This window comes from Mesorhizobium sp. URHB0026, from assembly GCF_054059755.1.
This window is the reverse complement of sequence record NZ_JBSSCN010000001.1, coordinates 4,473,814-4,498,353: the sequence shown is the minus strand read 5'-3', so window position 1 is coordinate 4,498,353 and position 24,540 is coordinate 4,473,814. Positions and strand designations below refer to the sequence as shown.

The 24,540-nt window shown below is 61.8% G+C and carries 28 protein-coding genes and 1 pseudogene; 20 read left to right on the top strand and 9 right to left on the bottom strand.

The features are described from left to right. Positions 1-355: 355 nt before the first annotated feature. From ACVWWD_RS22200 to ACVWWD_RS22185, 4 genes are all read right to left on the bottom strand, one after another. Positions 356-655, bottom strand: a complete 300-nt coding sequence (locus ACVWWD_RS22200) for a hypothetical protein (RefSeq protein ID WP_352551642.1) — start codon at positions 653-655, stop codon at positions 356-358. 65 nt (positions 656-720) lie between these two features. Continuing rightward, a complete protein-coding gene (locus ACVWWD_RS22195) occupies positions 721-1,326 on the bottom strand; it encodes an ATP-dependent Clp protease proteolytic subunit (protein ID WP_023773880.1) in 606 nt (201 codons plus the stop codon). Positions 1,327-1,350: 24 nt separating this feature from the next. After that, the gene (locus ACVWWD_RS22190) at positions 1,351-1,812 is read right to left on the bottom strand and encodes an SRPBCC family protein (RefSeq protein ID WP_352549353.1); all 462 of its coding nucleotides are present in this window, start codon (positions 1,810-1,812) and stop codon (positions 1,351-1,353) included. Then, positions 1,809-2,123, bottom strand: coding sequence for an ArsR/SmtB family transcription factor (locus tag ACVWWD_RS22185; RefSeq protein ID WP_023773878.1), 315 nt, complete (start codon positions 2,121-2,123; stop codon positions 1,809-1,811). Before ACVWWD_RS22185 ends, ACVWWD_RS22190 begins: the two co-directional genes overlap by 4 nt. A gap of 225 nt (positions 2,124-2,348) precedes the next feature. On the opposite strand from ACVWWD_RS22185, the gene ACVWWD_RS22180 reads away from it, so the two are divergent. Together ACVWWD_RS22180 and ACVWWD_RS22175 are read left to right on the top strand one after the other, a co-directional pair. Next, positions 2,349-2,873 (top strand): single-stranded DNA-binding protein, encoded by a 525-nt coding sequence (locus ACVWWD_RS22180; RefSeq protein ID WP_023773877.1) that lies wholly within the window; start codon positions 2,349-2,351, stop codon positions 2,871-2,873. Between the two features lie 128 nt (positions 2,874-3,001). Continuing rightward, positions 3,002-3,427, top strand: a complete 426-nt coding sequence (locus ACVWWD_RS22175) for an OsmC family protein (protein ID WP_023783993.1) — start codon at positions 3,002-3,004, stop codon at positions 3,425-3,427. Between the two features lie 17 nt (positions 3,428-3,444). Here ACVWWD_RS22175 and ACVWWD_RS22170 read toward each other — a convergent pair whose 3' ends face one another. The 3 genes from ACVWWD_RS22170 to ACVWWD_RS22160 form a co-directional block, all read right to left on the bottom strand. Beyond that, on the bottom strand, positions 3,445-4,074 hold the full coding sequence (locus ACVWWD_RS22170; protein WP_023795226.1) for a MarC family protein: 630 nt from the start codon (positions 4,072-4,074) through the stop codon (positions 3,445-3,447). 82 nt (positions 4,075-4,156) lie between these two features. After that, a complete protein-coding gene (locus ACVWWD_RS22165) occupies positions 4,157-4,549 on the bottom strand; it encodes a VOC family protein (RefSeq protein ID WP_352549357.1) in 393 nt (130 codons plus the stop codon). Positions 4,550-4,581: 32 nt separating this feature from the next. After that, positions 4,582-5,115, bottom strand: coding sequence for a hypothetical protein (locus ACVWWD_RS22160; protein WP_352549359.1), 534 nt, complete (start codon positions 5,113-5,115; stop codon positions 4,582-4,584). An 85-nt stretch (positions 5,116-5,200) separates the two neighbouring features. On the opposite strand from ACVWWD_RS22160, the pseudogene ACVWWD_RS22155 reads away from it, so the two are divergent. Both ACVWWD_RS22155 and gyrA read left to right on the top strand, forming a co-directional pair. Continuing rightward, positions 5,201-6,032: pseudogene (locus ACVWWD_RS22155) on the top strand (helix-turn-helix transcriptional regulator). Positions 6,033-6,267: 235 nt separating this feature from the next. Then, entirely contained in the window at positions 6,268-9,066 is a 2,799-nt protein-coding gene (gyrA, locus tag ACVWWD_RS22150; RefSeq protein WP_023783996.1) for a DNA gyrase subunit A, read from the top strand. A 66-nt stretch (positions 9,067-9,132) separates the two neighbouring features. Here the strand turns inward: gyrA and ACVWWD_RS22145 are convergent, their stop codons facing one another. Then, on the bottom strand, positions 9,133-9,285 hold the full coding sequence (locus tag ACVWWD_RS22145; RefSeq protein ID WP_023783997.1) for a hypothetical protein: 153 nt from the start codon (positions 9,283-9,285) through the stop codon (positions 9,133-9,135). A gap of 194 nt (positions 9,286-9,479) precedes the next feature. On the opposite strand from ACVWWD_RS22145, the gene coaD reads away from it, so the two are divergent. From coaD to tgt, 7 genes are read left to right on the top strand one after another with little or no spacing between them, the layout of a single operon-like run. Beyond that, positions 9,480-9,980 carry a pantetheine-phosphate adenylyltransferase gene (coaD, locus tag ACVWWD_RS22140; protein WP_023795221.1) on the top strand — a complete coding sequence of 167 codons (501 nt, stop codon included), beginning with the start codon at positions 9,480-9,482 and terminating at the stop codon, positions 9,978-9,980. A 15-nt stretch (positions 9,981-9,995) separates the two neighbouring features. Then, positions 9,996-10,583, top strand: coding sequence for a peptidylprolyl isomerase (locus ACVWWD_RS22135; RefSeq protein ID WP_352549365.1), 588 nt, complete (start codon positions 9,996-9,998; stop codon positions 10,581-10,583). A gap of 27 nt (positions 10,584-10,610) precedes the next feature. Beyond that, positions 10,611-11,123, top strand: coding sequence for a peptidylprolyl isomerase (locus ACVWWD_RS22130; protein ID WP_015317720.1), 513 nt, complete (start codon positions 10,611-10,613; stop codon positions 11,121-11,123). Between the two features lie 12 nt (positions 11,124-11,135). Next, positions 11,136-11,585 (top strand): DMT family transporter, encoded by a 450-nt coding sequence (locus tag ACVWWD_RS22125; RefSeq protein WP_023773870.1) that lies wholly within the window; start codon positions 11,136-11,138, stop codon positions 11,583-11,585. Positions 11,586-11,591: 6 nt separating this feature from the next. Beyond that, positions 11,592-12,677, top strand: coding sequence for a tRNA preQ1(34) S-adenosylmethionine ribosyltransferase-isomerase QueA (queA, locus tag ACVWWD_RS22120; protein ID WP_352549368.1), 1,086 nt, complete (start codon positions 11,592-11,594; stop codon positions 12,675-12,677). Next, positions 12,667-12,936, top strand: coding sequence for a hypothetical protein (locus tag ACVWWD_RS22115; protein ID WP_023773869.1), 270 nt, complete (start codon positions 12,667-12,669; stop codon positions 12,934-12,936). The genes queA and ACVWWD_RS22115 overlap by 11 nt, the downstream gene beginning before the upstream one ends. Further along, positions 12,929-14,059 carry a tRNA guanosine(34) transglycosylase Tgt gene (gene tgt / locus ACVWWD_RS22110; protein WP_023795219.1) on the top strand — a complete coding sequence of 377 codons (1,131 nt, stop codon included), beginning with the start codon at positions 12,929-12,931 and terminating at the stop codon, positions 14,057-14,059. Before ACVWWD_RS22115 ends, tgt begins: the two co-directional genes overlap by 8 nt. A gap of 7 nt (positions 14,060-14,066) precedes the next feature. Here tgt and ACVWWD_RS22105 read toward each other — a convergent pair whose 3' ends face one another. After that, positions 14,067-14,486, bottom strand: a complete 420-nt coding sequence (locus ACVWWD_RS22105; protein ID WP_023773867.1) for a DUF4864 domain-containing protein — start codon at positions 14,484-14,486, stop codon at positions 14,067-14,069. A gap of 321 nt (positions 14,487-14,807) precedes the next feature. Here ACVWWD_RS22105 and ACVWWD_RS22100 point away from each other — a divergent pair, with 321 nt between their 5' ends. From ACVWWD_RS22100 to ACVWWD_RS22060, 9 genes are all read left to right on the top strand, one after another. Continuing rightward, positions 14,808-15,044, top strand: a complete 237-nt coding sequence (locus ACVWWD_RS22100) for an Lrp/AsnC family transcriptional regulator (protein WP_010909609.1) — start codon at positions 14,808-14,810, stop codon at positions 15,042-15,044. Between the two features lie 171 nt (positions 15,045-15,215). Then, positions 15,216-16,628 (top strand): circularly permuted type 2 ATP-grasp protein, encoded by a 1,413-nt coding sequence (locus ACVWWD_RS22095; RefSeq protein WP_023773866.1) that lies wholly within the window; start codon positions 15,216-15,218, stop codon positions 16,626-16,628. Positions 16,629-16,772: 144 nt separating this feature from the next. Further along, positions 16,773-17,714 (top strand): alpha-E domain-containing protein, encoded by a 942-nt coding sequence (locus ACVWWD_RS22090; RefSeq protein ID WP_352549372.1) that lies wholly within the window; start codon positions 16,773-16,775, stop codon positions 17,712-17,714. A 64-nt stretch (positions 17,715-17,778) separates the two neighbouring features. After that, entirely contained in the window at positions 17,779-18,570 is a 792-nt protein-coding gene (locus tag ACVWWD_RS22085) for a transglutaminase family protein (RefSeq protein WP_023773864.1), read from the top strand. A 31-nt stretch (positions 18,571-18,601) separates the two neighbouring features. After that, positions 18,602-19,333 carry a peptidase gene (locus ACVWWD_RS22080; RefSeq protein ID WP_023773863.1) on the top strand — a complete coding sequence of 244 codons (732 nt, stop codon included), beginning with the start codon at positions 18,602-18,604 and terminating at the stop codon, positions 19,331-19,333. Between the two features lie 116 nt (positions 19,334-19,449). Then, positions 19,450-20,862, top strand: coding sequence for a pyridoxal phosphate-dependent decarboxylase family protein (locus ACVWWD_RS22075; RefSeq protein ID WP_352549375.1), 1,413 nt, complete (start codon positions 19,450-19,452; stop codon positions 20,860-20,862). Between the two features lie 128 nt (positions 20,863-20,990). Next, positions 20,991-21,758, top strand: a complete 768-nt coding sequence (locus ACVWWD_RS22070) for a DeoR/GlpR family DNA-binding transcription regulator (RefSeq protein WP_023773861.1) — start codon at positions 20,991-20,993, stop codon at positions 21,756-21,758. A gap of 126 nt (positions 21,759-21,884) precedes the next feature. Beyond that, a complete protein-coding gene (glpD, locus tag ACVWWD_RS22065) occupies positions 21,885-23,411 on the top strand; it encodes a glycerol-3-phosphate dehydrogenase (RefSeq protein WP_352685968.1) in 1,527 nt (508 codons plus the stop codon). A gap of 42 nt (positions 23,412-23,453) precedes the next feature. Beyond that, positions 23,454-24,533 (top strand): ABC transporter ATP-binding protein, encoded by a 1,080-nt coding sequence (locus ACVWWD_RS22060; protein WP_352549379.1) that lies wholly within the window; start codon positions 23,454-23,456, stop codon positions 24,531-24,533. Positions 24,534-24,540: the final 7 nt, after the last annotated feature.

Genomic DNA, 24,540 nt, shown 5'->3' with positions numbered 1-24,540 from the left:
GCAGGCATTTGCGATTTGCGCTTCACGACGACAATGTCGCAACGGACAAGAGGAGCGGAGCATGACGCCACCGGATAGTCCCCCAGGGCTTCAGTTGTTACTGGAGCCGCGGCAGGCATAAGTGCCAAGGGCAGGCGTTTTCGCCGCCCGACAAACCGTGACCTGCCGTATCCCTGAAAATCAGAGACTGCTAGTCGGATCGTCGGCTGAATGCCGCGAAGCATCCGAAATCAAACGCCGGCAGTACACTCCCGGCAAAAAATGGATTTGAGATCCAGAAAAGCCCCGTCCGTTTGCCCAAGGCACGGCGGGGCTGTTCTTTTGGGCGGCTCCAGTTGGAAGGCCCGATCTTTGCCTATCTGGGTGGCTTGATTCCGCCAGTTCCGACATCGACGGTGATGCTGCCGGAAATCCTGACATCGGTATTGCCGATCTTGAACTGCCCGTTGCCGCTGCCGGGGAACGCGTCGTCGGGTTGGGGCGCCGGGGCCGGCTTGGCGATGCGATAGTCGCCGGTTACGCCGGGCAAGGCGCCTTTCCGGACCGACGACGAGGCGTCGTCGGCAAGTGCCGATCTGGACACGAGGCCAACGATGGCAAGCACCAAGGCGGCGGTGACACGGTGCGATGTTCTTGATCGATGAGTGTCGGTCATCCCCTTGTTATAGGGGCCTGCCGCCACCGGAACCAGAGCGGGATCGTCAAATCTTCGACGAGCAGCTACGCAGCCTTTTTGCGGGTGTCGAACACATGGTCGACAATGCCCCAGGCCTTGGCCTCGCGAGCGGTCATGAAATGGTCGCGGTCGAGCGTGCGCTCGACGTCTTCATAGCTGCGGCCGCAGTGCTGGGCGTAGAGTTCGGTCATGTGGCGTTTGGTCTGGCCGATGCGTTCGGCGTGCCGCTGGATGTCGGAAGCCTGGCCCTGGAAGCCGCCCAGCGGCTGATGCAGCAGGATAGTGGCGTTGGGCAGTGCGATGCGGCGCCCGGCCGTGCCCGCCATCAGCAGGAACGATCCCATCGATGCCGCAAAGCCCATGCACACGGTCGACACCGGGCAACTGATATACTGCATCGTGTCGTAGATGGCGAAGCCGCTGGTCACCATGCCGCCCGGCGAGTTGATGTAGAGCGAGATCTCCTTCTCGGGATTGTCCGATTCCAGCGACAAAAGCTGCGCGCAGACCAGCGCCGAGACGTCGTCGTTGATCTCGCCGTTGACGAAGACGATGCGCTCGCGCAGCAGCCGCGAAAAAATGTCGAATGCGCGTTCGCCGCGGCTCGATTGCTCGATCACCATCGGCACAAGACTGGCAACACCGCTCATTTTTCTGTCTCCAATTTTCCGTGTTCAGGCCGCGTGCAGCAGCAGAAGGCGTGGTGTGTTCGCGGCTATAGGCGTTCCGGCCCCGCGCAGCGAAAGCCGGCAGCCGGCCCCCGCCATGGCCACGGCCGGCATCGCCTTGCGAGCAAAGCCGTCATGGACGATGCGCAGATGCGTGCCGCCGGAAACGGTACGGGCGAGTGTGAAGGTGACGGTGCTGTCGAGTCGGTGCGCGGCATCGTCCGACTTCTCGTGCCAGGAATAGCGCAGCAGGCGCTCGGGCTCGGCATCGAGAATCTCGCATTGGATCGCCGCGTCTTGACCGGCGAAGGCAAAGCGGCTGCCGGTCTGCGGCCTGATGTCGTTGGGCATCATCCAGGCGGCGAGCAGTTCCGGCACGGTAAGCGCCCGCCAAACCTTTTCCGGCGGCTCGGCAAGATCGTATTCGAACTCGATCGCATCGGGAGAGACTTCGCTTTGGCTCTTCATTGATCCATGTCCTTCAAAACCGTCTTCAGCCTTTCGATGCGCTCCGGCCAGAAGGTACGGTAGCGTTCGATCCATGAGAGCAGCGGGGCAAGCCCCCGCGGATCCGCACGATAGTAGGCGTTGCGGCCGGCCCGACGCTCGACGACGAGGCCGGCGCCCCGCAGCACCGCCAGATGCTGCGACACCGCCGGCTGCGACACCGTCAAGCCGTTGCGCAATTCCGACACGCTCATCTCACTTGTGGCGAGACGCTCGAAGACAGCACGGCGTGTCGGGTCGGCCAAGGCGCGGAAAATCTCTGCTTCGATCATGACAAAAGCATAAGTCGATACTTATCGATTTGGCAAGCGGTGTTTTGAGACCCATATACAGCGCTCGGGCATTGCTGCCATTCCTTGACAATCGGGGGCGGTGCATATAGGAACGAAAAGGGAACAAAAACGTTGTGGGAAAAGCCAGCCTTGGCAAGCGGCTGACGTCCGTAGCCTGTAAGGTGCTGCGACAAAAATTTGTTTCGGATAGCGCGGAGAAATATCATGGCGGGTAGCGTCAACAAGGTCATTCTGGTCGGCAATCTCGGCGCTGACCCTGAAATCCGCCGCCTGAACTCGGGCGAGCCGGTCGTCAACATTCGCATCGCGACGTCGGAAAGCTGGCGCGACAAGAATTCCGGCGAGCGCAAGGAAAAGACCGAGTGGCATAACGTCGTCATCTTCAATGAGGGCATCGCCAAGGTGGCCGAGCAGTATCTGAAGAAGGGTATGAAGGTTTATGTCGAGGGCCAGCTGCAGACGCGCAAATGGCAGGACCAGACCGGTGCCGACAAATATACGACCGAAGTCGTGCTGCAGAAATTCCGCGGCGAGTTGCAGATGCTCGATGCGCGTGGCCAGGGTGAGGGCGGTCAGGTTGGCGGCTACAGCGGTGGCGGCAGCAGCCGTGGTTCCGATTTCGGCCAGTCGAGCCCGAACGAAGGGTTCAACCGCGGTGGCGGCAACGCTCCCAGAGGCGGCGGTGGCGGTGGTTCGTCGCGCGAATTGGACGACGAAATTCCATTCTGATCGAAAGCCGTACCAAATAGCGAATACCTTTGCTTGATATGCCCCGAGGGTCCGCATGGACTTTCGGGGTTTTGCATGGTGGTTTTGAACTGACCTTGGCGCGATCGGAGACGTAAAGAGGACTGGCGATGAAGGCACGGGTAAAATGGGTCGAGGAGCGCACCTTCGTCGGCGAGTCCGGCAGCGGTCACAAGGTCGTGCTGGGCACGGCGTCAAGCCCGGAAGGCAAGACGCCGGGACCGAGCCCGATGGAGCTGGTGCTGATCGGCACCGGCGGCTGCTCGGCTTATGATGTCGTCCATATCCTCGAAAAGGGCCGCGAGGCGGTCGAGGACTGCGTGATCGAACTCGACGCCGACCGCGCCGAGACCGACCCGAAAGTGTTCACCCGGATCCATATGCATTTCATCATCAAGGGCCGTGCGTTGTCGCCCGACAAGGTGAAACGCGCGATCGACCTGTCGATCGACAAATACTGCTCGGCTTCCGCCATGATGGCCAAGACAGCCACGATTACGCATGATTTCGAGATCGTCGATACGACGGCGAAATAGGGCCGTAGGTATACCGCTCAACCGGCCATCAGCGCCTTGATGCCATCTGCCACGAACTGCACGGCCAGTGCCGCCAGGATAACCCCGAGCAGGCGGGTCAGGATCGAGCGGCCGGTCTGGCCGAGGATGCGGTCGATGCGTTCCGACAGCACGAAGACCAGATAGGTTATGACGAGACAGACAAGAATGATGCCGACCAGGGCCGCCTGCGCCGCAAAACCCTGAAACGAGCCGGAGAGCAGCACCGTCGCTGAAATCGCGCCGGGACCGGCGATCAGCGGGATCGCCAGGGGGAAGGCGGCGATGTTGTGAATCATGTCCTTGGTGATGGCGACGTCGCCGATCTTTTCCTTGCGGTCCTGCCGGCGCTCGAACACCATTTCGAAGGCGATGAAGAACAGCAGGAACCCGCCGGCGACCCGGAACGCGGGAAGGGTGATGCCGAACACCGACAGGATCGACGCCCCGGCCACCGCAAACAGCGCCATCACCAGAAAACCGATGACCGAGGCGCGCACGGAAACCTGGCTGCGCTCCTCGCGGTTCATGCCGCGCGTCACGGCCAGGAACAGAGGCGCCAGCCCAGGCGGATCGATGGTCACGAGAATGGTGACGAAGGCATTGAACAGGCTGTCGAAACTCGGCATTGCTGACCCCTCCCGCCGGGCCAAGCCCGTACCCACACTGGTAGAGCAAACCCCGGTCGGTGGGAACAGTCAGAACCGCAGGTTAGGCGGCAGCGCCGCAATAGGCCTCCAGGCGATAACCGTCCGGATCGACGACGAAGGCCGCGTCATAGTTCTCGCCATAATCGGCGCGCAGGCCCGGTGCGCCATTGTCGCTGCCGCCTTCGCGCAGCGCCCCGGCATGAAAGGCAACGACGCTATCCCGTGTCGGCGCGGCGAAGCAGAAATGCAGGCCGGATCTCTCGTCCGCCGGCACCGGGCGCGCCGCCTTGTTGACCCATTGCGCGACAGCCTGGGGCGCGACAGCCTTGACACCATAGCCGAGCGAGCCCGGCGATTGGCTGACGCAAGTGAAGCCGAGGGGCCCCAGCGCGGCATCGTAGAAACGTTTGGAGGCGGTGACGTCGCGAACGCCGATCGAGATATGATCGAACATGGTTTTCTCCATTAATACAAAGGGTTGTGATGTCATCTTTTAGATTGACGATGCGCCAGGAACTCGACCTCCATGCGCCAGTCCGCGCCGTCATGCGAGCGCTCGCCGAGCCATCGGAAGGAATTCTCGGTGATGCGCGAAAAGCTCCAGCGTACCGACGAACCGGTGCCGTCGGCGCCGACCTGCACGATCGTGTCGCCTTCGGCGCGGCCGAGCTGGCGGCTGAAATACTGGTTACGCGGGTCGCTCCAGAAGATGTGCCAGGCATCGACTCCGGGGTCATAGACTCGCAGCGTCGTGCCGTAAAAGGTCCATTTGCCGAGCGATGGCGAGGGGCCGGCGTCACGCGCGGGCAGGATCCAGACGTCCTGGATGGCGCGGCCTTCCAGCGCCCAGCCGAAATGCACCTCGCCGCGTCCGGTCAGCACCGTCCCGTCCTCGAGATGGCGCGCGGCGTCAAACGTCCAGGCACCCGCGAAGCGGCCGTAAAGGTTCAGTTTTTCGGCAAGCCCTTCGATCGGTCCGGGACTGTGCAAGGCTTCGGCAAATGTGGATTGGTCGAGCATGGCTGCGGCCTCTTCTTGTCAGGAGACCGCAAGCAATAGGTGCCGGCGGGGTTATGGGCTTGGGAAAAATTGCTATATTTCAGCCATGACGGCGACCGCGAATACCCTTGCATCCGGACCTGGCTGGCATGTGGCGGATGTGATCTGCACGGCCAGCGCCGGCGATCGGCCGTTCGAGGAAGTGCATCGGGATTTTTGCGTCGCGGCGGTCACCGGTGGCACGTTCCGCTATCGCGCACAGCAAGGCACCGCAATGCTCGCGCCAGGCAGCCTCCTGCTTGGCAATTCCGGCACATGCTACGAATGCGGGCACGAGCATGGCAGCGGCGACCGTTGCCTCTCCTTCCATTTCGGGCCGGCCTATATGGACCGGATCGTCGCCGACGTACCGGGCGCTGGGAAGCTGACCTTCGAGACGCCACGCCTGCCGCCGTTACCCGCCATCGCACCGCTGCTGGCCGAGGCGGAAGCCGCGCGCGACATCGCCGACGCAGGCGCCTTCGAGGAACTCGCCCTGCGCATGGCAGGTGCCGCCGTGGCGACAATCTCAGGCGCAAGGCACGCCCGTCGCGATCCAAGCCGCCGCGATCAGAAAAGGGTTGCCGAGGCGGTGAGGCGGATCGAACTGGATTCCGACGGACCGGTCTCGCTTCCAGCGTTGGCGGATGAGACCGCGACCAGTCCCTATCATTTCCTGCGCACCTTCCGGCAGGTCGCCGGCATGACGCCCTATCAGTACCTGCTCAGGACCCGGTTGCATCGCGCGGCGGGTGCGATTGCGCACGTCCAACGATGCCATCTCGACAATTGCTTTCGAGGCCGGCTTCAACGATCTGTCGACCTTCAATCGCCGGTTTCGACGCGTCATGGGTGAAACGCCGGGCCGGTATCGGTCCGGGCGCGTTGGCAGCCGCTGAAAAGTTGCCACGAGCTCCAATTGATCGCGCTCGCGGCGTTCGTCTGGGGAAAACGGTCCATTAGCGGCTTTTGCCGTGCTGGCGGCGAAAGGGTTGTGGCCATATCGTCGCAATCAGTGGTATCCATTTGAAATTACCGCTAAAATTGACACTGGAAAAGTGCCCCGGACATTGGAGTTTCGGCCTCGCTTCCTATATAAGCAGCGAGTGATTCCTGATTAGATTGTGATCCGATTTGACCGACCAGAAGACACCGCGCGGCACAGACGGCGGCCCCAGCGGCATCGAGCCGATATCCATTATCGAGGAGATGCAGCGCTCCTATCTCGATTACGCCATGAGCGTGATCGTCAGCCGTGCGCTGCCCGATGTGCGCGACGGCCTGAAGCCGGTGCACCGTCGCATCCTCTACGCCGCCCATGAGAGCGGCTATCACTGGAATCGCAAATATGTGAAATCGGCGCGCCCCGTCGCCGACGTGATGGGTAAATACCATCCGCATGGCGACGCCTCGATCTATGACGCCTTGGTGCGCATGGCGCAGGACTGGTCGCTGCGCGTGCCGTTGATCGATGGGCAGGGCAATTTCGGTTCGATCGACGGCGATCCGCCTGCGGCGATGCGCTACACCGAATCGCGCCTGACCAAGGTCGCGCACGAGCTGTTGGAGGATATCGACAAGGATACCGTCGATTTCCAGGACACCTATGATGCTTCGGACACCGAGCCGAAGGTTCTGCCGGCGCGCTTTCCCAATCTGCTGGTCAACGGTTCGGGCGGCATTGCCGTCGGCATGGCCACCAACATTCCGCCGCACAATCTCGGTGAAGTCTGCAACGCCGCCATCGCCGTCATTGACAATCCGGCGATCGACCTGCCGGCGCTGATGGAAATCATTCCGGGCCCCGATTTCCCGACCGGCGGTATCGTGCTTGGCCGCTCCGGCATCTACAGCGCCTATTCCACCGGCCGCGGCTCCATCGTCATGCGCGGCAAGGTCAACATAGAGCAGCGCGGCAATGACCGCGAGTCGATCATCATCACCGAGGTTCCCTACCAGGTGAACAAGGCCTCGATGATCGAGAAGATGGCCGAACTGGTGCGCGACAAGCGCGTCGAGGGCATTTCCGATATACGCGACGAAAGCGACCGTCAGGGTTATCGCGTCGTCATCGAACTCAAGCGTGACGCCGTTGCCGACGTCGTCCTCAACCAGCTCTACCGGTTCACGCCGCTGCAGAGCTCCTTCGGCGCCAACATGGTGGCTCTGAACGGCGGCAAACCGGAGCTGCTGAACCTGACCGACATGCTGAAGGCGTTCGTCACCTTCCGCGAGGAGGTGATCAGCCGGCGGACGAAGTTCCTGCTGCGCAAGGCGCGGGACCGTGCCCATGTGCTGGTTGGCCTTGCCATCGCCGTCGCTAACATCGACGAGGTCATCAAGCTGATCCGCACCGCGCCGGACCCGCAGACGGCGCGCGAGCAATTGATGGAGCGGCGCTGGCCCTCGGGCGACGTTGAATCGCTGATCCTCCTCATCGACGATCCGCGCCACCGTATCAACGAGGACGGCACCTACAATCTGTCCGAGGAACAGGCTCGCGCCATCCTCGAACTGCGCCTGCAGCGCCTGACCGCGCTTGGCCGCGACGAAATCGCCGATGAGTTGAATACGATCGGCGACGAGATCAAGGACTACCTCGACATCCTGTCGTCGCGCGCGCGTATTCAGCAGATCGTCAAGGACGAACTCGCCGCCGTGCGCGACGAGTTCGGCACGCCACGCCGCACCGAGCTCACCGACGGCGGCGCGGACATGGAAGACGAGGATCTGATCCAGCGCGAGGACATGGTCGTGACGGTGAGCCATTCCGGCTACATCAAGCGCGTGCCGCTGTCGCTCTATCGAGCGCAGCGCCGCGGCGGCAAGGGCCGCTCCGGCATGTCGACCAAGGAAGAGGATTTCGTCACCCGGCTGTTCGTGGCCAACACACACACGCCGGTGCTGTTCTTCTCCTCGCGCGGCATTGTCTACAAGGAAAAGGTGTGGCGGCTGCCGATCGGCAACCCGCAGTCACGCGGCAAGGCGCTCATCAATATGCTGCCGCTGGAGCAGGGCGAGCGCATCACCACCATCATGCCGCTGCCCGAGGACGAGACCAGCTGGGGCGATCTCGACGTGATGTTCGCCACGACGCGCGGCACCGTGCGCCGCAACAAATTGTCCGACTTCGTCCAGGTCAATCGCAACGGCAAGATCGCCATGAAGCTGGAGGAGGAGGGCGACGAAATTCTCGGCGTCGAGACCTGCACCGACAATGACGACGTGCTTCTGACGGCGAATTCGGGTCAGTGCATTCGCTTCTCCGTCGGCGACGTGCGCGTCTTCCAGAGCCGCAATTCGGTCGGCGTTCGCGGCATAACCATGGCTGAAACCGACCGCATCATCTCCATGTCGGTGATCGAGCATGTCAATGCTTCACCGGCGGAACGCGCTGCTTACCTCAAGCGGGCGGCGTTGGAGCGGCGGTTTGCCGCCGAGACGGTCGGAGAGGAAGAAGAGATCGCGCTCACCAATGAGGAGATCGGCGAGGAGACCGAGCTTCCAGACGACCGCTACGAATTTCTCAAGGCGCATGAGCAGTACGTGCTGACGGTGACCGAATTTGGATACGGCAAGCGCTCGTCGTCCTACGATTTCCGCCTGACCGGCCGCGGCGGCAAGGGCATCCGCGCCACCGACGTGTCGAAGGCGGCCGAAATCGGCCAGCTAGTGGCGACCTTCCCGGTCGGCAATGACGATCAGATCATGCTGGTGTCGGACGGCGGTACCGTCATCCGGGTTCCTGTCAACGGCATCCGTTTCGCCAGCCGCGCCACCAAGGGCGTGACGATCTTCAATACGGCTGAAGGTGAAAAGGTGGTTTCGGTCGAGCGGATTTCGGAGCCGCAATCGGACGAAGAAGTGGAAGAGGCCGTCGAGGGTGGCGCGGGGTCGGATTCGACTGACAGCGGTCCGGATAACGCCGAATAGTCCTGGAGCAGATTTGACATAGCAACGCCGGCCTGTCGGCCGGCGCGGCAGCAAGTGCGGACTGTCTTAATAGTGGCGATACGGCTTGCGCAGGCCAAAGCCTTCGAAGCGTTTGGTGGTGGCCTTGACGCGGATGCGCTGTGCTTCCTGATGCAGCCCGAATAGCGTGGCGATCAGCATGGCGACGGTCATTGCGGTGGCGAGCATGTAGATCAGCATGTGCGTGTTCTCCTGCGCCTTACAACGGAGATATGGGACTTTGGTTTCATCTTATTAAGGGTGCAGCCTAGTGAACGCTGCGTGAAGGCTTCGTGATCAGCGTGTTCATCTGTCGTTCATGTGCCGAAAAAGGTTCATGGGCCGCCTGCCAATCGGATTTGCCTTTGTGATAGAGGCTCGCTAGAAGCTCCGCCATGACCGAACGCATCGCCCTTTATGCCGGCTCCTTCGACCCGCTGACCAACGGCCATCTCGATGTGCTGAAAGCGTCGCTGACGGTTGCCGACATTGTTTATGCCGCGATCGGCATTCATCCGGGCAAGAAGCCGCTGTTTTCGTTCGAAGATCGGGTGCAGTTGATCGAAGCCGCCGCGAAAGCCGAATTCGGCCGCGACGGCGCCCGCATCAAGGTGGTTGCCTTCGATGGCCTGGTGATCGATGCGGCCAGGAGAGAAGGCGCCTCGATCATGATCCGCGGTCTGCGCGACGGCACCGACCTCGACTACGAAATGCAAATGGCTGGCATGAACGAAACCATGGCGCCTGAGCTGCAGACGGTTTTCCTGCCCGCCAGCCCGTCGGTGCGCACCATTACCGCCACACTTGTGCGCCAGATAGCCTCGATGGGTGGCGACATCCGCCCCTTCGTGCCGGCGGCCGTGGCCGGCGCGCTCACCGCAAAATTCGCGAAATAAGCTCGGAGAACCCTCATGCAGCTCAAAAGGCTCGCCTCATTCTTTGTTGTGCTCGCCGGTCTCGTGACCGCATCGGTGTCAGCCTATTCAGCAGATCCGGAAAACACGATGATCATCACGCTGAAAGATGGCGACGTGACGATCGCGCTGCGCCCCGATCTGGCGCCCAAGCATGTCGCGCAGATCAAGAAGCTGGTGCGTGACCATGCCTACGACAATGTCGCATTCCACCGTGTCATCGATGGTTTCATGGCGCAGACCGGCGACGTCAAGTTTGGCAACATGAACAAGGGCTTCAATGCCCAGGCCGTCGGCACCGGCGGCTCCGACCTGCCCGACCTGCCTGCCGAGTTCTCGCAGGCCGAGCATTACAAGCGCGGCGTGGTCGGCATGGCCCGTTCGCAGGATCCGAACTCCGCCAATTCGCAGTTCTTCATCATGTTCGGACCGGCGCCGCCGCTCGATGGCCAGTATACGATCGTCGGCAATGTCGTCAGCGGCATGGACCTGGTGGACAAGATCAAGAAGGGCGACGAGGCGGACAATGGCACGGTCACCGATCCCGACCGGATGATCAAAGTGCGCATCGCCGCCGACAAATAATTTCATTTTTACAAAAGGATATCTGACATGGCTGAGATCAAGGACCGCGAGAACGCGCTCATCATGGAAACGACCAAGGGCAAGGTCGTCATCGAACTGTTTCCCGATTTGGCTCCCGGCCATGTCGCCCGCATCAAGGAACTGGCGCGTGAAGGCGCCTATGACGGCGTCGTCTTCCACCGTGTCATCGAAGGCTTCATGGCGCAGACCGGCGACGTGAAATTCGGCAATTCCAGCAAGCCCAGCTTCGCGCCGTCTCGCGCCGGCATGGGCGGCTCGGAAAAGCCTGACCTGAAGGCCGAGTTCTCCAACGCGAACCACGGCCGCGGCACCTGCTCTATGGCTCGTTCGCAGAACCCGAACTCGGCCAATTCGCAGTTCTTCATCTGCTTCGACGACGCCGCGTTCCTCAACCGCCAGTACACGGTCTGGGGCCAGGTCATCGAGGGCATGGACAATGTCGACAAGATCAAGCGCGGCGAGCCGGTGCAGGATCCCGACAAGATCGTGTCGCTAAAGGTCGCGGCCGACGTCAAGTAAGGACAAACGACAATGATGGGCGTCGTCTGGTCGCTTCTCGGCATCCTGTCCGGCGCCTTCATTGCCATCCAGGCGCCGATCAATTCGCAGCTTGCGCGCGGCCTGGGTCTCCCCGTAGCTGCAGCCGCGTTTTCGTTCCTGTCGGGCGCGGTCGTGCTTGGCATCATCTCTGTCACCGTGGTGAAGCTGCAAGGCATCTCGCTCGACTGGAAGGCGCCGGCGCCCTGGCTGTTTGTCGCCGGCGGCATGCTCGGCGGCTTCTACGTCACGCTGTCGACGATCCTGACGCCGCGCATTGGTGCCGCCGCCCTGATGGCGTTCCTGGTGGCCGGCCAGTTGCTCGCAGGTATGCTCATCGACCGCGTCGGCTTCCTTGGCGTCGCCGTGCGTGAAATCTCGCTCGGCCGCGTCGCCGGCGCGGTGCTTCTGCTGGCCGGAGCGCTGCTCGTTCGGCTGTTTTGAGTCCCGATGCGCGTCGACCTCTTTGACTTCGACCTGCCGGAGGAGCGCATCGCGCTTCGCCCGGCAGATCCGCGCGACAGCGCCAAAATGCTGGTGGTCAAGCCAGGCAAGGGGCTGGAGGACACGACGGTCGGCTGCCTGCCATCCTTGCTCCGCGGCGGCGACGTGCTGGTCTTCAACGACACCAAGGTCATTCCGGCGCAGTTGAAAGGCATCAGGCGGCGCGGCGAAGCACAGTCACAGGTCGAGGCCACGCTGCACATGCGCATGGCGCCGGACCGCTGGCTGGCCTTCATGCGGCCGGGCAAGCGCATTGCCGCCGGCGACCGCATCCATTTCGGCCATGACGGCAATTCCTGTTTCCTCGGCCAGCTCGACGCCACCGTGATTGAAAAAGGCGAGGGCGGCGAAGCGCTGCTCGGCTTTGATCTATCCGGTCCTTTCCTCGACGAGGCGCTGCACGCGGTCGGCCACATTCCGCTGCCGCCCTACATCGCCTCGAAGCGCGATGACGACGAGCGCGACCGTGCCGACTACCAGACCATCTATGCCCGGGAAGAAGGTGCGGTAGCGGCGCCCACCGCGGGCCTGCACTTCACGCCGGCGCTTTTCGCGGCGCTGGACGCCAAAGGCGTCGAACGCCGCTTCGTCACTTTGCATGTGGGCGCCGGTACGTTCCTCCCGGTCAAGGCGGACGATACCGCGGACCACAAGATGCATGCCGAGATCGGCTCGGTCAGCCAGGCGACCGCCGATGCGCTCAACGCCGTAAAGGCGAGGGGCGGGCGCATTGTTGCCGTCGGCACGACCTCGCTGCGCCTGCTCGAGAGTGCGTCGCGTGAAGACGGCACCTTGGCGCCATGGTCCGGACCGACCGACATCTTCATCACGCCCGGCTACCGCTTTCGCACGGCCGACATGCTGATGACCAACTTCCATCTGCCGCGCTCGACGCTGTTCATGCTGGTCTCGGCTTTCAGCGGCCTCGACACGATGCGTGCCGCCTATGCGCATGCCATCGAGAGCGGTTACAGGTTCTATTCCTATGGAGACGCCAGTCTCTTGTTCAGGGAGGAGAACGATGGACGATGATCTGCAAACCTTCGACCGCGACAGGCTGATCGCGGAAGTGAAAAAGCTGCGCGCCGGCATTCGCGCGCACCGGGATTCCACAGGTCATGATCTCTGCTGGCATCACCCCGATCTGTGGGACCTGCTGCCGGAAAAGACCGAGCCGTCAATCGCAGTGCCGCCCTGGCCAAAATTCATGCGCGGCTGCATCCAATACCGGATGGCGCTCGACGAGCAGGCGCCGGATGCGCCGGTATTCGACAAGGAATTCAATGGCTGAGAATTTCACCTTCAAGGTGTTGGCGACCGATGGCAAGGCGCGGCGCGGTCTGATCGACATGCCGCGCGGCGAAATCCGCACGCCGGCCTTCATGCCGGTCGGCACCGGTGGCACGGTCAAGGCCATGTACATGGACCAGGTGCGCGGCGTTGGCGCCGACATTATCCTTGGCAACACCTATCACCTGATGCTGCGGCCCGGGGCCGAGCGCGTGGCGCGGCTCGGCGGTCTGCACGAATTCGCCCGCTGGCCGCATCCGATCCTGACCGACAGCGGCGGTTTTCAAGTGATGTCCCTGTCGAAGCTGAGGAAGCTGACGGAAAAGGGCGTCACCTTCCGTTCGCACATTGATGGTGCGGCTTACGAGATGTCGCCGGAGCGCTCGATCGAAATTCAAGGTCTGCTCGATTCCGACATCCAGATGCAGCTCGACGAATGCACCGCGCTGCCGGCCGAGATCAAGGAGATCGAGCGCGCCATGGAACTGTCGCTGCGCTGGGCGGAGCGCTGCAAGACGGCGTTCGGCGACCAGCCGGGCAAAGCGATGTTCGGCATCGTGCAGGGTGGTGACAACGCGGCGCTCAGGGTGCGCTCGGCACAGGCGCTGAGCGCGATGGAGCTCAAGGGCTATGCTGTCGGCGGCTTGGCCGTCGGCGAGCCGCAGGCGGTGATGCTCGACATGCTCGACATCACCTGTCCCGAACTGCCAGATAACAAGCCGCGCTATCTGATGGGCGTGGGAACCCCGGACGATATCCTCAAATCGGTTGCGCGCGGCATCGACATGTTCGATTGCGTGATGCCGACGCGGGCCGGCCGGCACGGCCTGGCCTATACGAGGCGCGGCAAGGTCAACCTGCGCAACGCCCGCCATGCCGACGATCCGCGCCCTCTCGATGAAGAGAGCGACTGCCCGGCAGCCAGGGATTATTCGCGTGCCTATCTGCACCATCTGGTGCGCTCGCAGGAGGCGCTCGGCGCGATGCTGCTGACCTGGAACAACCTGTCCTACTACCAGAAGCTGATGCAGCACATCCGCGCCGCGATCGAAACCGGCACCTTCGAGACGCGCGGGGCCGAGATCAGCGAAGGCTGGGCGGGGGGCGATATCCCGGCGCTGTAAAACCCGTTCAGGTGCTGAGCGAGTTCGACGCCCGCAGGCTGCAACCGGTGATCCGGAATGTGCCGTCAGGCTGCTGCTGCAGCGTGTACACCGCCTCATAATCCTTGCCGTCCGGGCCGACGATCAGTACCTGCTGGACGATAGAACCGGGACCAGTCTGCTCGACCTTGCCGAAAGCGTAGGACTGGGGTTTGCGCACAGGCGGGTAGCCGTTGGTCACCATATTCATGAAGGCATCGACAGTCGGGAATATCTGCTTCACGTTCGGGGCGGCAAAGCTGTAGGCCTTGGCGCCGTCATCGGCGATGAGGGCCTTCAACTGACCGTCGATGACGGACTGACCAGCCTTGATCTCGGCATCTCCGGCAAGCGCCTGGGAAGCCAAAATGAGCGAAACGAACGCGAATGCGAAAAAGCCGCGGCGCATGGCTTGTCTCCACCGTCCCTCGAACCGCCTCCAGAAAAGTTTCCAGGAGACACCCTAACATACGCGCGCGGGCGCTTCACGGTTTCAGCGGCCGCCAATATTCGTCCCGCCCCGGTGCAGAAGCCATGCACGAACGATATTGCAGGGCACGCCGGCACTACTGATCGGCGGCAGGCTGTCCAAGCGCGGCATGCCGGTTGCGGAGCCGCGCGAGGCGGTGGCCAGGGCCCGCGCCGGCTAAGTGCGCATTCCAGTGCTTGAAAGGCCGCCTCCAGTCTGCCAGAAGGGCCGCTTGACTTGGAAGTTTAGCGGGACGAAGCCATGAAGGCGTTTTTCGTGCAGATCAAATGCGAGCTGGGCAAATCCTATGAGGTTGCCAGCGCGCTTGCCGACGCCGAGATCGCCTCGGAAATCTACTCCACCGCCGGCAATTACGATCTGCTCGCCAAATTCTATGTCGACGACGAAGAAGACGTCGGCCATTTCGTCAACGAGAAGGTGCAGATTCTCCCCGGCATCAAGGACACGTTCACCGTCGTCACCTTCCGCGCTTTCTAACAGTGCGAGGCAGTTGCCCGGGCACGAGGCAAAGGCTGATCAAGCTTGTATTTGGGCTGCCTTAATTTTAGGCAGCCGCAACATACTGGTCGTCCGCTTCCCCCAAATCACCGATTGCGCTTGATTTTCTCCCACGACGCCAGTGAAATGGCCTCACAGGGGAGTATGCGATTGGCAGCGTTCGATGAAATGCTTCCGGAAGTCTCCGGATTGAGAAGACCGTATTCGGCTTACGATCACTGGCTGAAGGAGCAGGATCCAGCCCGGCTTACCGAGAAGATGCAGGACGCCGAACGCGTTTTTCGCAAGACGGGCATTACCTTCGCCGTCTATGGCGAACAGGAAGCCTCCGAACGGCTGATCCCTTTCGACATCGTCCCTCGCATCATTTCCGGCAATGAGTGGCGGCGCCTGACGCAAGGCATCGAGCAGCGCGTACAGGCGCTGAACGCCTTCCTCGACGACATCTACCATCGCCAGGAAATCCTGCGCGCCGGCCGCGTTCCAAGGGATCTCATCGCCAGGAACGAGGCCTTCCTCCCGGAGATGATCGGCGTGCGGCCGCCGGCCGGCGTCTATACCCACATTATCGGCGTCGACATCGTTCGCATCAGCGAGGACGAGTTCTACGTTCTGGAAGACAATGCGCGCACGCCGTCCGGTGTCTCCTACATGCTGGAGAACCGTGAAACGATGATGCAGCTGTTCCCCGAGCTGTTCCAGAAGATCAAGGTGCGGCCAGTGGAGAACTACCCGCAGCTGCTGCGCCAGTCGCTGGCGGCCGTGCGGCCGCAGAACACCAAGGGTGCCCCGACCATCGCGGTGCTGACGCCGGGCAGTTTCAATTCCGCCTATTTCGAACACGCTTTCCTTGCCGACCAGATGGGTGTGCAGCTTGTGGAGGGCCAGGACCTGCGCGTCGTCGACGGCCATGTCGCGATGCGCACCACTGAAGGCTACAAGCAGATCGACGTGCTTTACCGCCGCGTCGACGATTCTTTCCTCGATCCGCTGACCTTCAGGCCGGATTCAGCGCTTGGCATACCCGGCATCATGGACGTCTACCGAGCCGGCAATATCACCATCGCCAATGCGCCTGGCACGGGTATAGCCGACGACAAGGCGATCTATTCGTATATGCCGGAGATCGTCGAGTTCTACACCGGCCGCAAGGCGATCCTCGGCAATATCCCGACCTGGCGCTGTTCGGAGCCGGACAGCCTGAAATATGTGCTCGAGCACATCCACGAACTGGTCATCAAGGAAGTGCATGGTTCCGGCGGCTACGGCATGCTGGTCGGCCCGGCGGCGACCAAGATGGAATGTCAGGATTTCGCCAAGAAGCTGCAGGCCAAACCGTCTAATTACATCGCCCAGCCGACGCTCGCGCTCTCGACCTGTCCGATCCTGACTGAAAAGGGGCTGGCGCCGCGCCACGTCGATCTCAGGCCCTACGTACTCGTCTCGGATCGCATCCAGATCGTGCCCGGCGGGCTGACGCGCGTCGCGCTGAAGGAAGGCTCACTGGTAGTGAACTCATCCCAGGGCGGCGGGACGAAAGATACCTGGGTACTGGATGATTGAGCTGAGTCAGTAGTCGGTAGTCAGTAGTCAGTAGTCAGTAGTCAGTAGTGAAGCAGAGGGAAAGAAATGCCACATTCCATTGGGATTCAATCGCTTTCTACTTCCTATTCACTATTCCTTATTCACTAGCCCGAAGGGCCTCACATGCTTCTCGGCCGCACCGCGAACGGGCTCTACTGGATGAACCGCTATATCGAGCGGGCGGAAAACATGGCGCGGCTGGTCGACGCCGGGTTGCGCATGGCGCTCACCCGCACCCAGAGCGCGTCGGAGGAGTGGAATTCGGTGCTGCTCAGCGCCGGCTCCGACATCACCTTCAAGCAGAAATACCCGGACTATACCGCGGCCAACGTCTCTGATTTCCTCTTGCGCGACACGTCGAACCCATCGAGCACGATGTCGTCGATCGAGACTGCCCGCAACAATGCGCGCATGGTGCGCACCGCGTTGACGCGCGAGACGTGGGAGAGCATCAACGAAGCCTGGATGGCGCTGAAACGGATGCTGGCGCGGCCGATCGACGAGCGCGACCTGCCCAATGTGCTCGACGCGATCAAGCGCGAGACCGCGCTGATCCGCGGCTCGTTTTACGGCACCATGCTGCGCAACGAGATCTTCGATTTCTCGCAGCTCGGCACCTATGTCGAGCGCGCCGACAACACCGCGCGCATCCTCGACGTGAAATACTACGTGCTGTTGCCGTCGATCTCCTGGGTCGGCTCGACGCTCGACAACTACCAGTGGGAATCGATCCTGCGCTCGGTGTCGGCGCATCGCTCGTATCGCTGGGTTTATGATGCCGACTACAAGCCGACCAACATCGCCGACTACCTGATCCTCAACGTCCGCATGCCGCGATCGCTGACCTTCTGCTATCGCTTCCTTGCAGAGCATCTGAAGTTCCTGGGTGACGACTATGGCGAGCGCCATGCCTGCCATGCGACGGCGGAAAAGACGCAGGCAATGCTGCAAGCAGGATCGATCAAGGACATATTCGACGCCGGACTGCACGAGTTCCTGGCAGGGTTCATTCGCGACAACACCAAGCTCGGCGACGAGATCGCGCAGGATTACAGGTTTAATTGAGCATGATGCCGGGAAGTGGATATCGTTTTTCGCTAGAGATCGTGCACGCGAACGGAAGATGGCCATGCGGCTGAAAATCACGCACCGGACCGAATACCGCTACGATGCACCGGTGCAGTATTTGCTCCAGAGGCTGCGGCTGCTTCCGGTGAGCGGGCCGACTCAGACCGTGCTGTCCTGGGCGCTGAAGGTCGAGGGTGCGCGCGAGGAAGTGCGATTTACCGACCATTACGGCAACGACAACAGGCTGTTGAGCGTCGAGGGTGACCACGACTTCATCACTGTCGAAGCGTCGGGCGAGGTGGTGACGCGCGATACATCGGGTGTTTGCGGGCCTCATCAAGGCTTCGCGCCACTCTGGTTGTTCGCGCAGGAGACCGCTTTGACCACCATAGGCGGCGGCATCCGTGATCTTACCGAGGCAGTCGGCAAGGGCACCGACCTTGACAGGCTGCACCGGCTGATGGCCGCCATTGGCGAGCGCGTCGCCTACACGCCGGGAACAACCAATGCGACGACCTCGGCCGAGGAAGCTTTGGTACTGAAAACCGGAGTCTGCCAGGACCATAGCCACATCTTTGCCGCCGCCGCGCGCGCCATGGGATTTCCGGCCCGCTATGTCAGCGGCTATCTGATGATGGATGCGGTGGAGCAGGCGGCAAGCCACGCGTGGGCCGAAGCGCATGTCGCGGGCCTCGGCTGGGTTGCCTTCGATCCCGCCAACGGTATTTCTCCCGACGAACGTTATGTGAAGGTGGCCACCGGTCGCGACTACCGTGACGCTTCGCCGGTGTCGGGAATTCGACTGGGACAGGCGGAAGAACTGCTTGCGGTCACCGTCACGGTAGAGCAGTAATCCCCCAGGGATTACCGCCTTAAGAGATTCCATGACCTATTGTGTCGGCCTCAAGATCGATCGCGGACTCGTGTTCATGTCGGACACGCGTACCAATGCCGGCATGGATTCGATCTCGACCTTCAAGAAGATGCATGTCTGGGAACAGCCGGGCGAGCGCGTCATCGTGCTGATGTCGGCCGGCAACCTGGCGACCACACAGGCCGTGGTCAGTCTGCTCGACGAACGCACCAAGGCGGTGACCGACCGCCATGAGAAGCTGCTCGAGACGCCATCCATGTATCAGACGGTGCGGCTGCTCGGCGACACGGTGAAGGAAGTGATCGCGCAATCGTCGCCCGCCGGCGAGAAGGCAGATTCCTATTTCAATGCCTCCTTCATCCTCGGCGGGCAGATCAAGGGCAGCCCGCCACGCCTGTTCATGATCTACCCCGAAGGCAATTTCATCGAGTCGACCGAGGACACGCCGTTCTTCCAGATCGGAGAGACCAAGTACGGCAAGCCGATCATCATTCGCGCCTACGAAAAGACGATGAGCCTGGCCGAGACGGTGAAACTGCTTCTGGTGTCGTTCGATTCGACGCTGAAGTCGAACCTGTCGGTCGGCCTGCCGCTCGATCTGCTTTTCCTGGAGCAGGACGCCTTTCAGGTCGGCCTTAAAAAGCGGATCGGCCAGGACGACCAGTATTACCGCACGATCTCCGATGGATGGTCGAATGCGCTGAAGACGGCCTTCGCCAGCCTGCCGGATTTTCCTGGCTAGTCCGCAAATCTCGCCGCCCGTCGGCGACTTCAAATGTTTCACGTGGTGATTAATATCCGATCTTGAGGAGCCGGGGGGCTACCACCGGCAGCGAATGATCATGTCGGGAGGACAAGATGAACAATGACGATTTCCGGCAATGGTCGCAACGCGCCGCCGATTGGGGCGCCGACTACCGCAACAATTTGCGTGAGCGGCCGGTGCGGCCGCTGATCGAGCCGGGCGACATTTACAGGAGCATCGAGGCGTCGCCGCCCGAAGACGCGGAGTCGATGGACAGGATTTTCGCCGATTTCCAAGAGAAGATCGTGCCGGGAATGACGCATTGGCAGCACCCGCGCTTCTTCGCCTATTTCCCGGCCAACGCGGCGCCGGTCTCGGTGGTGGCTGAATATCTGGTGTCGGCGATGGCAGCGCAATGCATGCTCTGGCAGACCTCGCCGGCGGCGACCGAGCTTGAAATGCGGACCGTCGACTGGATGCGCCAGGCGCTCGGCCTGCCGGAAGGATTCTCCGGCGTTATCCAGGATTCGGCCTCGTCGGCGACACTCAACGCGGTATTGACCATGCGCGAGCGGGCGCTGGACTGGCAAGGCAACAAAAAAGGATTGGCCGGGCAGGGGCGGTTGCGCATCTATTCCTCCGACCAGGTGCACACTTCGATCGATCGGGCGATCTGGGTGTCAGGCATAGGCGAGGACAATCTCGTGCGCATTCCGGTCGCCGGCCGTTTTCGCGCCATGGATGCGACCGCACTCGACGCGGCAATCGTCGCCGACCGCGCGGCCGGCATGTTGCCCGCCGGCATCATCGCCAGCGTGGGCGGCACCAGCACCGGGGGCACGGACGATATTGCAGCCGTTGCGGCGGTCGCCGGTCGGCATGGGCTCTACCTGCATGTCGATGCCGCCTGGGCCGGGTCGGCGATGATCTGTCCGGAGTACCGGCATTTTTGGGCTGGCGCCGAGCTGGCGGATTCCATCGTCTTCAACCCCCACAAATGGCTGGGCGCGCAATTCGACTGCTCGATGCAGTTCATTCGCCGGCCCGAGGACCTCGTTCGCACGCTGGCCATCAAGCCCGAATTCCTCAAGACACACGGCCGCGACGGCATCATCAACTATTCCGAATGGTCGGTGCCGCTTGGTCGGCGCTTCCGGGCGCTGAAGCTTTGGTTTCTGTTGCGCGCGCATGGACTGGAAAACCTGCGAACCATGATTCGCAACCATGTCGCCTGGAGCGAGGGCCTTGCCGCACGGCTGGCAAGGGAGGTGGATTTCGAGATCGTCACCGAGCCGATGCTGTCGCTGTTTTCGTTCCGGCACAAGGCTGCCTCGGCCGCCGATGCCGACGAGCACAATCTGCGGCTCGTCAACGCGATCAACGATGATGGCCGCATCTACCTGACGCAAACGAAGGTCGATGGGAAGGTGGCGATCCGCTTCCAGGTCGGCCAGTTCGACGCGACGGCGGGAGACGTCGATGCCGCTTTCACCGCCATTACCGAAATTGCGCGTGCCACGGCCTGAAAAGACGGCATGAAGGTCGCGCGGAGGGTTCACCCGTACAATCATCAGATTTCGTTAGCCGGCTTGCACCTTTTCATCGGTTTCGTTTTCTATTATAAGCAAGAAAAACGAAAACGGGAGCTTGCCTTATGTATCTGTCGCCGCGCCATGCCGAGATCATCCAGATGGCCAAGGACAACGGCCGCGTGCTGGTTGATGACCTGGCTACGCATTTCAACGTGACGCCGCAGACCATACGCAAGGACCTCAACGATTTGTGCGACCAGCGGCTGCTTTCGCGCGTCCATGGGGGGGCCTTGTTCCCGTCTGGTATCGAGAACATGGAGTATGAAGCCAGGCGCAAGATCGCGGCCGACGAGAAGGAAGCGATAGGCCGCGCGGCGGCCAGGTTGATTCCCGACAACGCCTCGCTGTTCATCAACATCGGCACCACGACAGAGGCAGTCAGCAAGGCGCTACTCGATCATGACGGCCTGATGGTCATCACCAATAACATCAATGTTGCCAATAGGATGCGCGTCTATCCCTCGATCGAGGTGGTGATTGCGGGCGGAGTGGTGCGCGGCTCCGACGGGGGTGTTGTCGGCGAGGCGGCGGTCGATTTCATTAGGCAGTTCAAGGTCGACTACGCTGTCATCGGCGCCTCGGCTATCGATCATGATGGGGCGCTGCTCGATTTTGATTTCCGCGAGGTGAAGGTGGCGCAAGCGATCATCGCCAATGCCAGGCACGTCATTCTGGTTTCCGACCAGACCAAGTTCGAACGCACGGCGCCTGTGCGTATCGGCCATCTGTCGCAGGTCAACACCTTCATCACTGATCGCTGCGACATCCCGTCCGTGCGCAAGATCTGCCAGGAGGCCGAGGTTCAGCTCATCGAGACGTCGCTTGGCTGACGCAATTCACGGTCTTCTCAAAGGCGCGCGATATTTCGTTTGACATTCGTTATGAGTTCGAAATAATCCCTCCACGGTTTCGCATAAGAGCAAAAATGGTGCAATGCGAAATCGTGGAGGAGTTAGGTGGACACATCTTCAGTCCAGGACATTTTCGTCATAGGTGGCGGCATCAACGGCTGCGGCATCGCCCGTGATGCCGTGGGACGCGGGTTCTCGGTCTTTCTCGCCGAAATGAACGATCTCGCCAGCGGAACCTCATCCGGTTCGACCAAGCTGATACATGGCGGGTTGCGCTATCTCGAATTTTATGAATTCCGCCTGGTGCGCGAGGCGCTGATGGAGCGTGAGGTTCTGTGGAAGAACGCTCCGCACATAATCTGGCCGATGCGCTTCGTGCTGCCCTATGCCAAGGGTCTGCGCCCGGCCTGGCTGATCCGGCTCGGCCTTTTCCTCTACGACCACATCGGCGGGCGCAAGTTGCTGCCAGCGACCAGGACGCTCGACATGGCAAGCGATCCGGCAGGTAAGCCTTTGAAGCCGCTGTTCAAAAAGGCTTTCGAATATTCGGATGGCTGGGTCAACGATGCGCGGCTGGTGGCGCTGAATGCACGTGACGCCGCTGACCGGGGCGCAACGATCCGCACTCGCACCAAAGTGGTTGGAGCGCGCCGCGAGGGCGGAATCTGGGCGATAAAGATCGAGGACCTACAGACCGGTGAGACCGAAGAGGTCAAAGCACGGTTGCTGGTCAATGCGGCGGGTCCTTGGGTCGACCACGTGCTGTCCGGCGTTGTCGGCCTCAACGACGTGCACAATGTCCGCCTCGTGCAGGGCAGCCACATCGTCATCGCCAAGAAGTTCGACGACCCGCGCGCCTATTTCTTCCAGAACAAGGATGGCCGCATCATCTTCGCCATCCCCTACGAGGACGAGTTCACGCTGATCGGCACCACCGACCAGGACTATCCCGGCGATCCGCATGATGTGAAGATCAGCGACACCGAGATCGACTATCTCTGTGCCGCGGCCAGCGAATATTTCGCGGTTCCCGTCAAGCGTTCCGACATCGTCTGGACCTATTCGGCCGTGCGTCCGCTCTACGACGACGGCGCCTCCAAGGCGCAGGAAGCGACACGTGACTATGTGCTGAAGGCGGATGGAGGCGAGGGCGCCGCGCCGCTGGTCAACGCGTTTGGCGGCAAGATCACCACCTACCGCCGGCTGTCGGAATCGATGCTGGAGAAGATCGAAGGTTTTCTCGGCAAGCGCGGCAAGCCGTGGACATCAGATGCGCCGCTGCCGGGCGGCGATTTTCCTGCCACGGGTTTCGATGCGCAGGTGGCGAAGCTGAAAAGCGCCTATCCTTTCCTCGACCAGCGCTTGGCGCGCCGGCTGACGAGACTCTACGGCACGCGCGCGCAGATGCTGCTTGGCTTGGCCAAGTCGATTGCCGATCTCGGCCGCAATTTCGGTGGCGATCTCCACGAGGCCGAGGTGCGCTATCTCGTTGAAAACGAATGGGCTGTCACGGCGGAAGACGTGCTGTGGCGGCGGACCAAGCGCGGCCTGCATCTTAACCGCGAGCAGGTCGCGGCACTCGATGAATTCATGCGCGGCATAAGCCGGCAGCACGTCGCGGCCGCCGAATGAAGAGGGTTTTGAGCTGATGCGGAAAGCCTGGGAGGAGGCGTCATGCTGGAACTGAGGAACGTCACCAAGACGGTCGGTGCGGTCGAGCACATCCGGGACGTATCGCTGACGCTTCAGCACGGCTCGCTCAACGTTTTGCTTGGGCCCACGCTTTCGGGCAAGACCAGCCTGATGCGGCTGATGGCCGGCCTCGATGTGCCGACCTCCGGCTCGGTCTGGTTCGACGGCCGGAATGTCACCGGCACGCCTGTGCAGAAGCGCAAGATCGCCATGGTCTACCAGCAGTTCATCAATTATCCGGCGATGACGGTCTATGACAACATCGCCTCACCCCTCAAGGTGGCCGGCGTCGAGCAGGGCAAGATCGACAGCCAGGTGCGCGAAGCGGCGGCACTCCTCAAACTGACCCCTTATCTCGACCGCACGCCGCTCAGTCTGTCGGGCGGGCAGCAGCAGCGCACCGCGCTGGCGCGCGCCATCGTCAAGAATGCCAGCCTTGTGCTGCTCGACGAACCGCTTGCAAATCTCGACTACAAATTACGCGAGGAGTTGCGAGCCGAACTGCCGAGGATATTTGCGGCCGCCGGCACCATCTTCGTCTATGCCACCACCGAGCCGCATGAGGCCCTGCTGCTCGGCGGCAATACGGCAACACTGTCGGAAGGCCGCATCACCCAGTTCGGGCCGACCATCGACGTATTCCGCAAACCGGTCGACCTGGTGACGGCGAGGACCTTCGCCGATCCGCCGCTCAACACCATCGTGCTGGCCAAGAAGGGGGCGGATTTTCTGCTTGAGGGCGGCGTCAAGCTGCCGGTGCCCGCTGACCTCGTCGGCATCGCCGATGCGAACTATACGGTCGGCTTCCAGCCGCACCATCTTTCGCTCGACCGGCCCGATGCCTCCGCGGTGCCGGTGCGGGCGAAGGTCACCATCACGGAAATCACCGGATCCGAAAGCTTCATCCATCTCGACTTTGCCGATGTGCGCTGGGTGATGTTGACCCACGGCATCAGGGATTTCGAGACAGACGCGGTGGTCGAAGTGTTCATCGATCCGCGTCACATCATGGTCTTCGACGAGCACGGCCGCGCCGTGACCGCGGCGAAGCTGGCGGCGTAGGAGGACG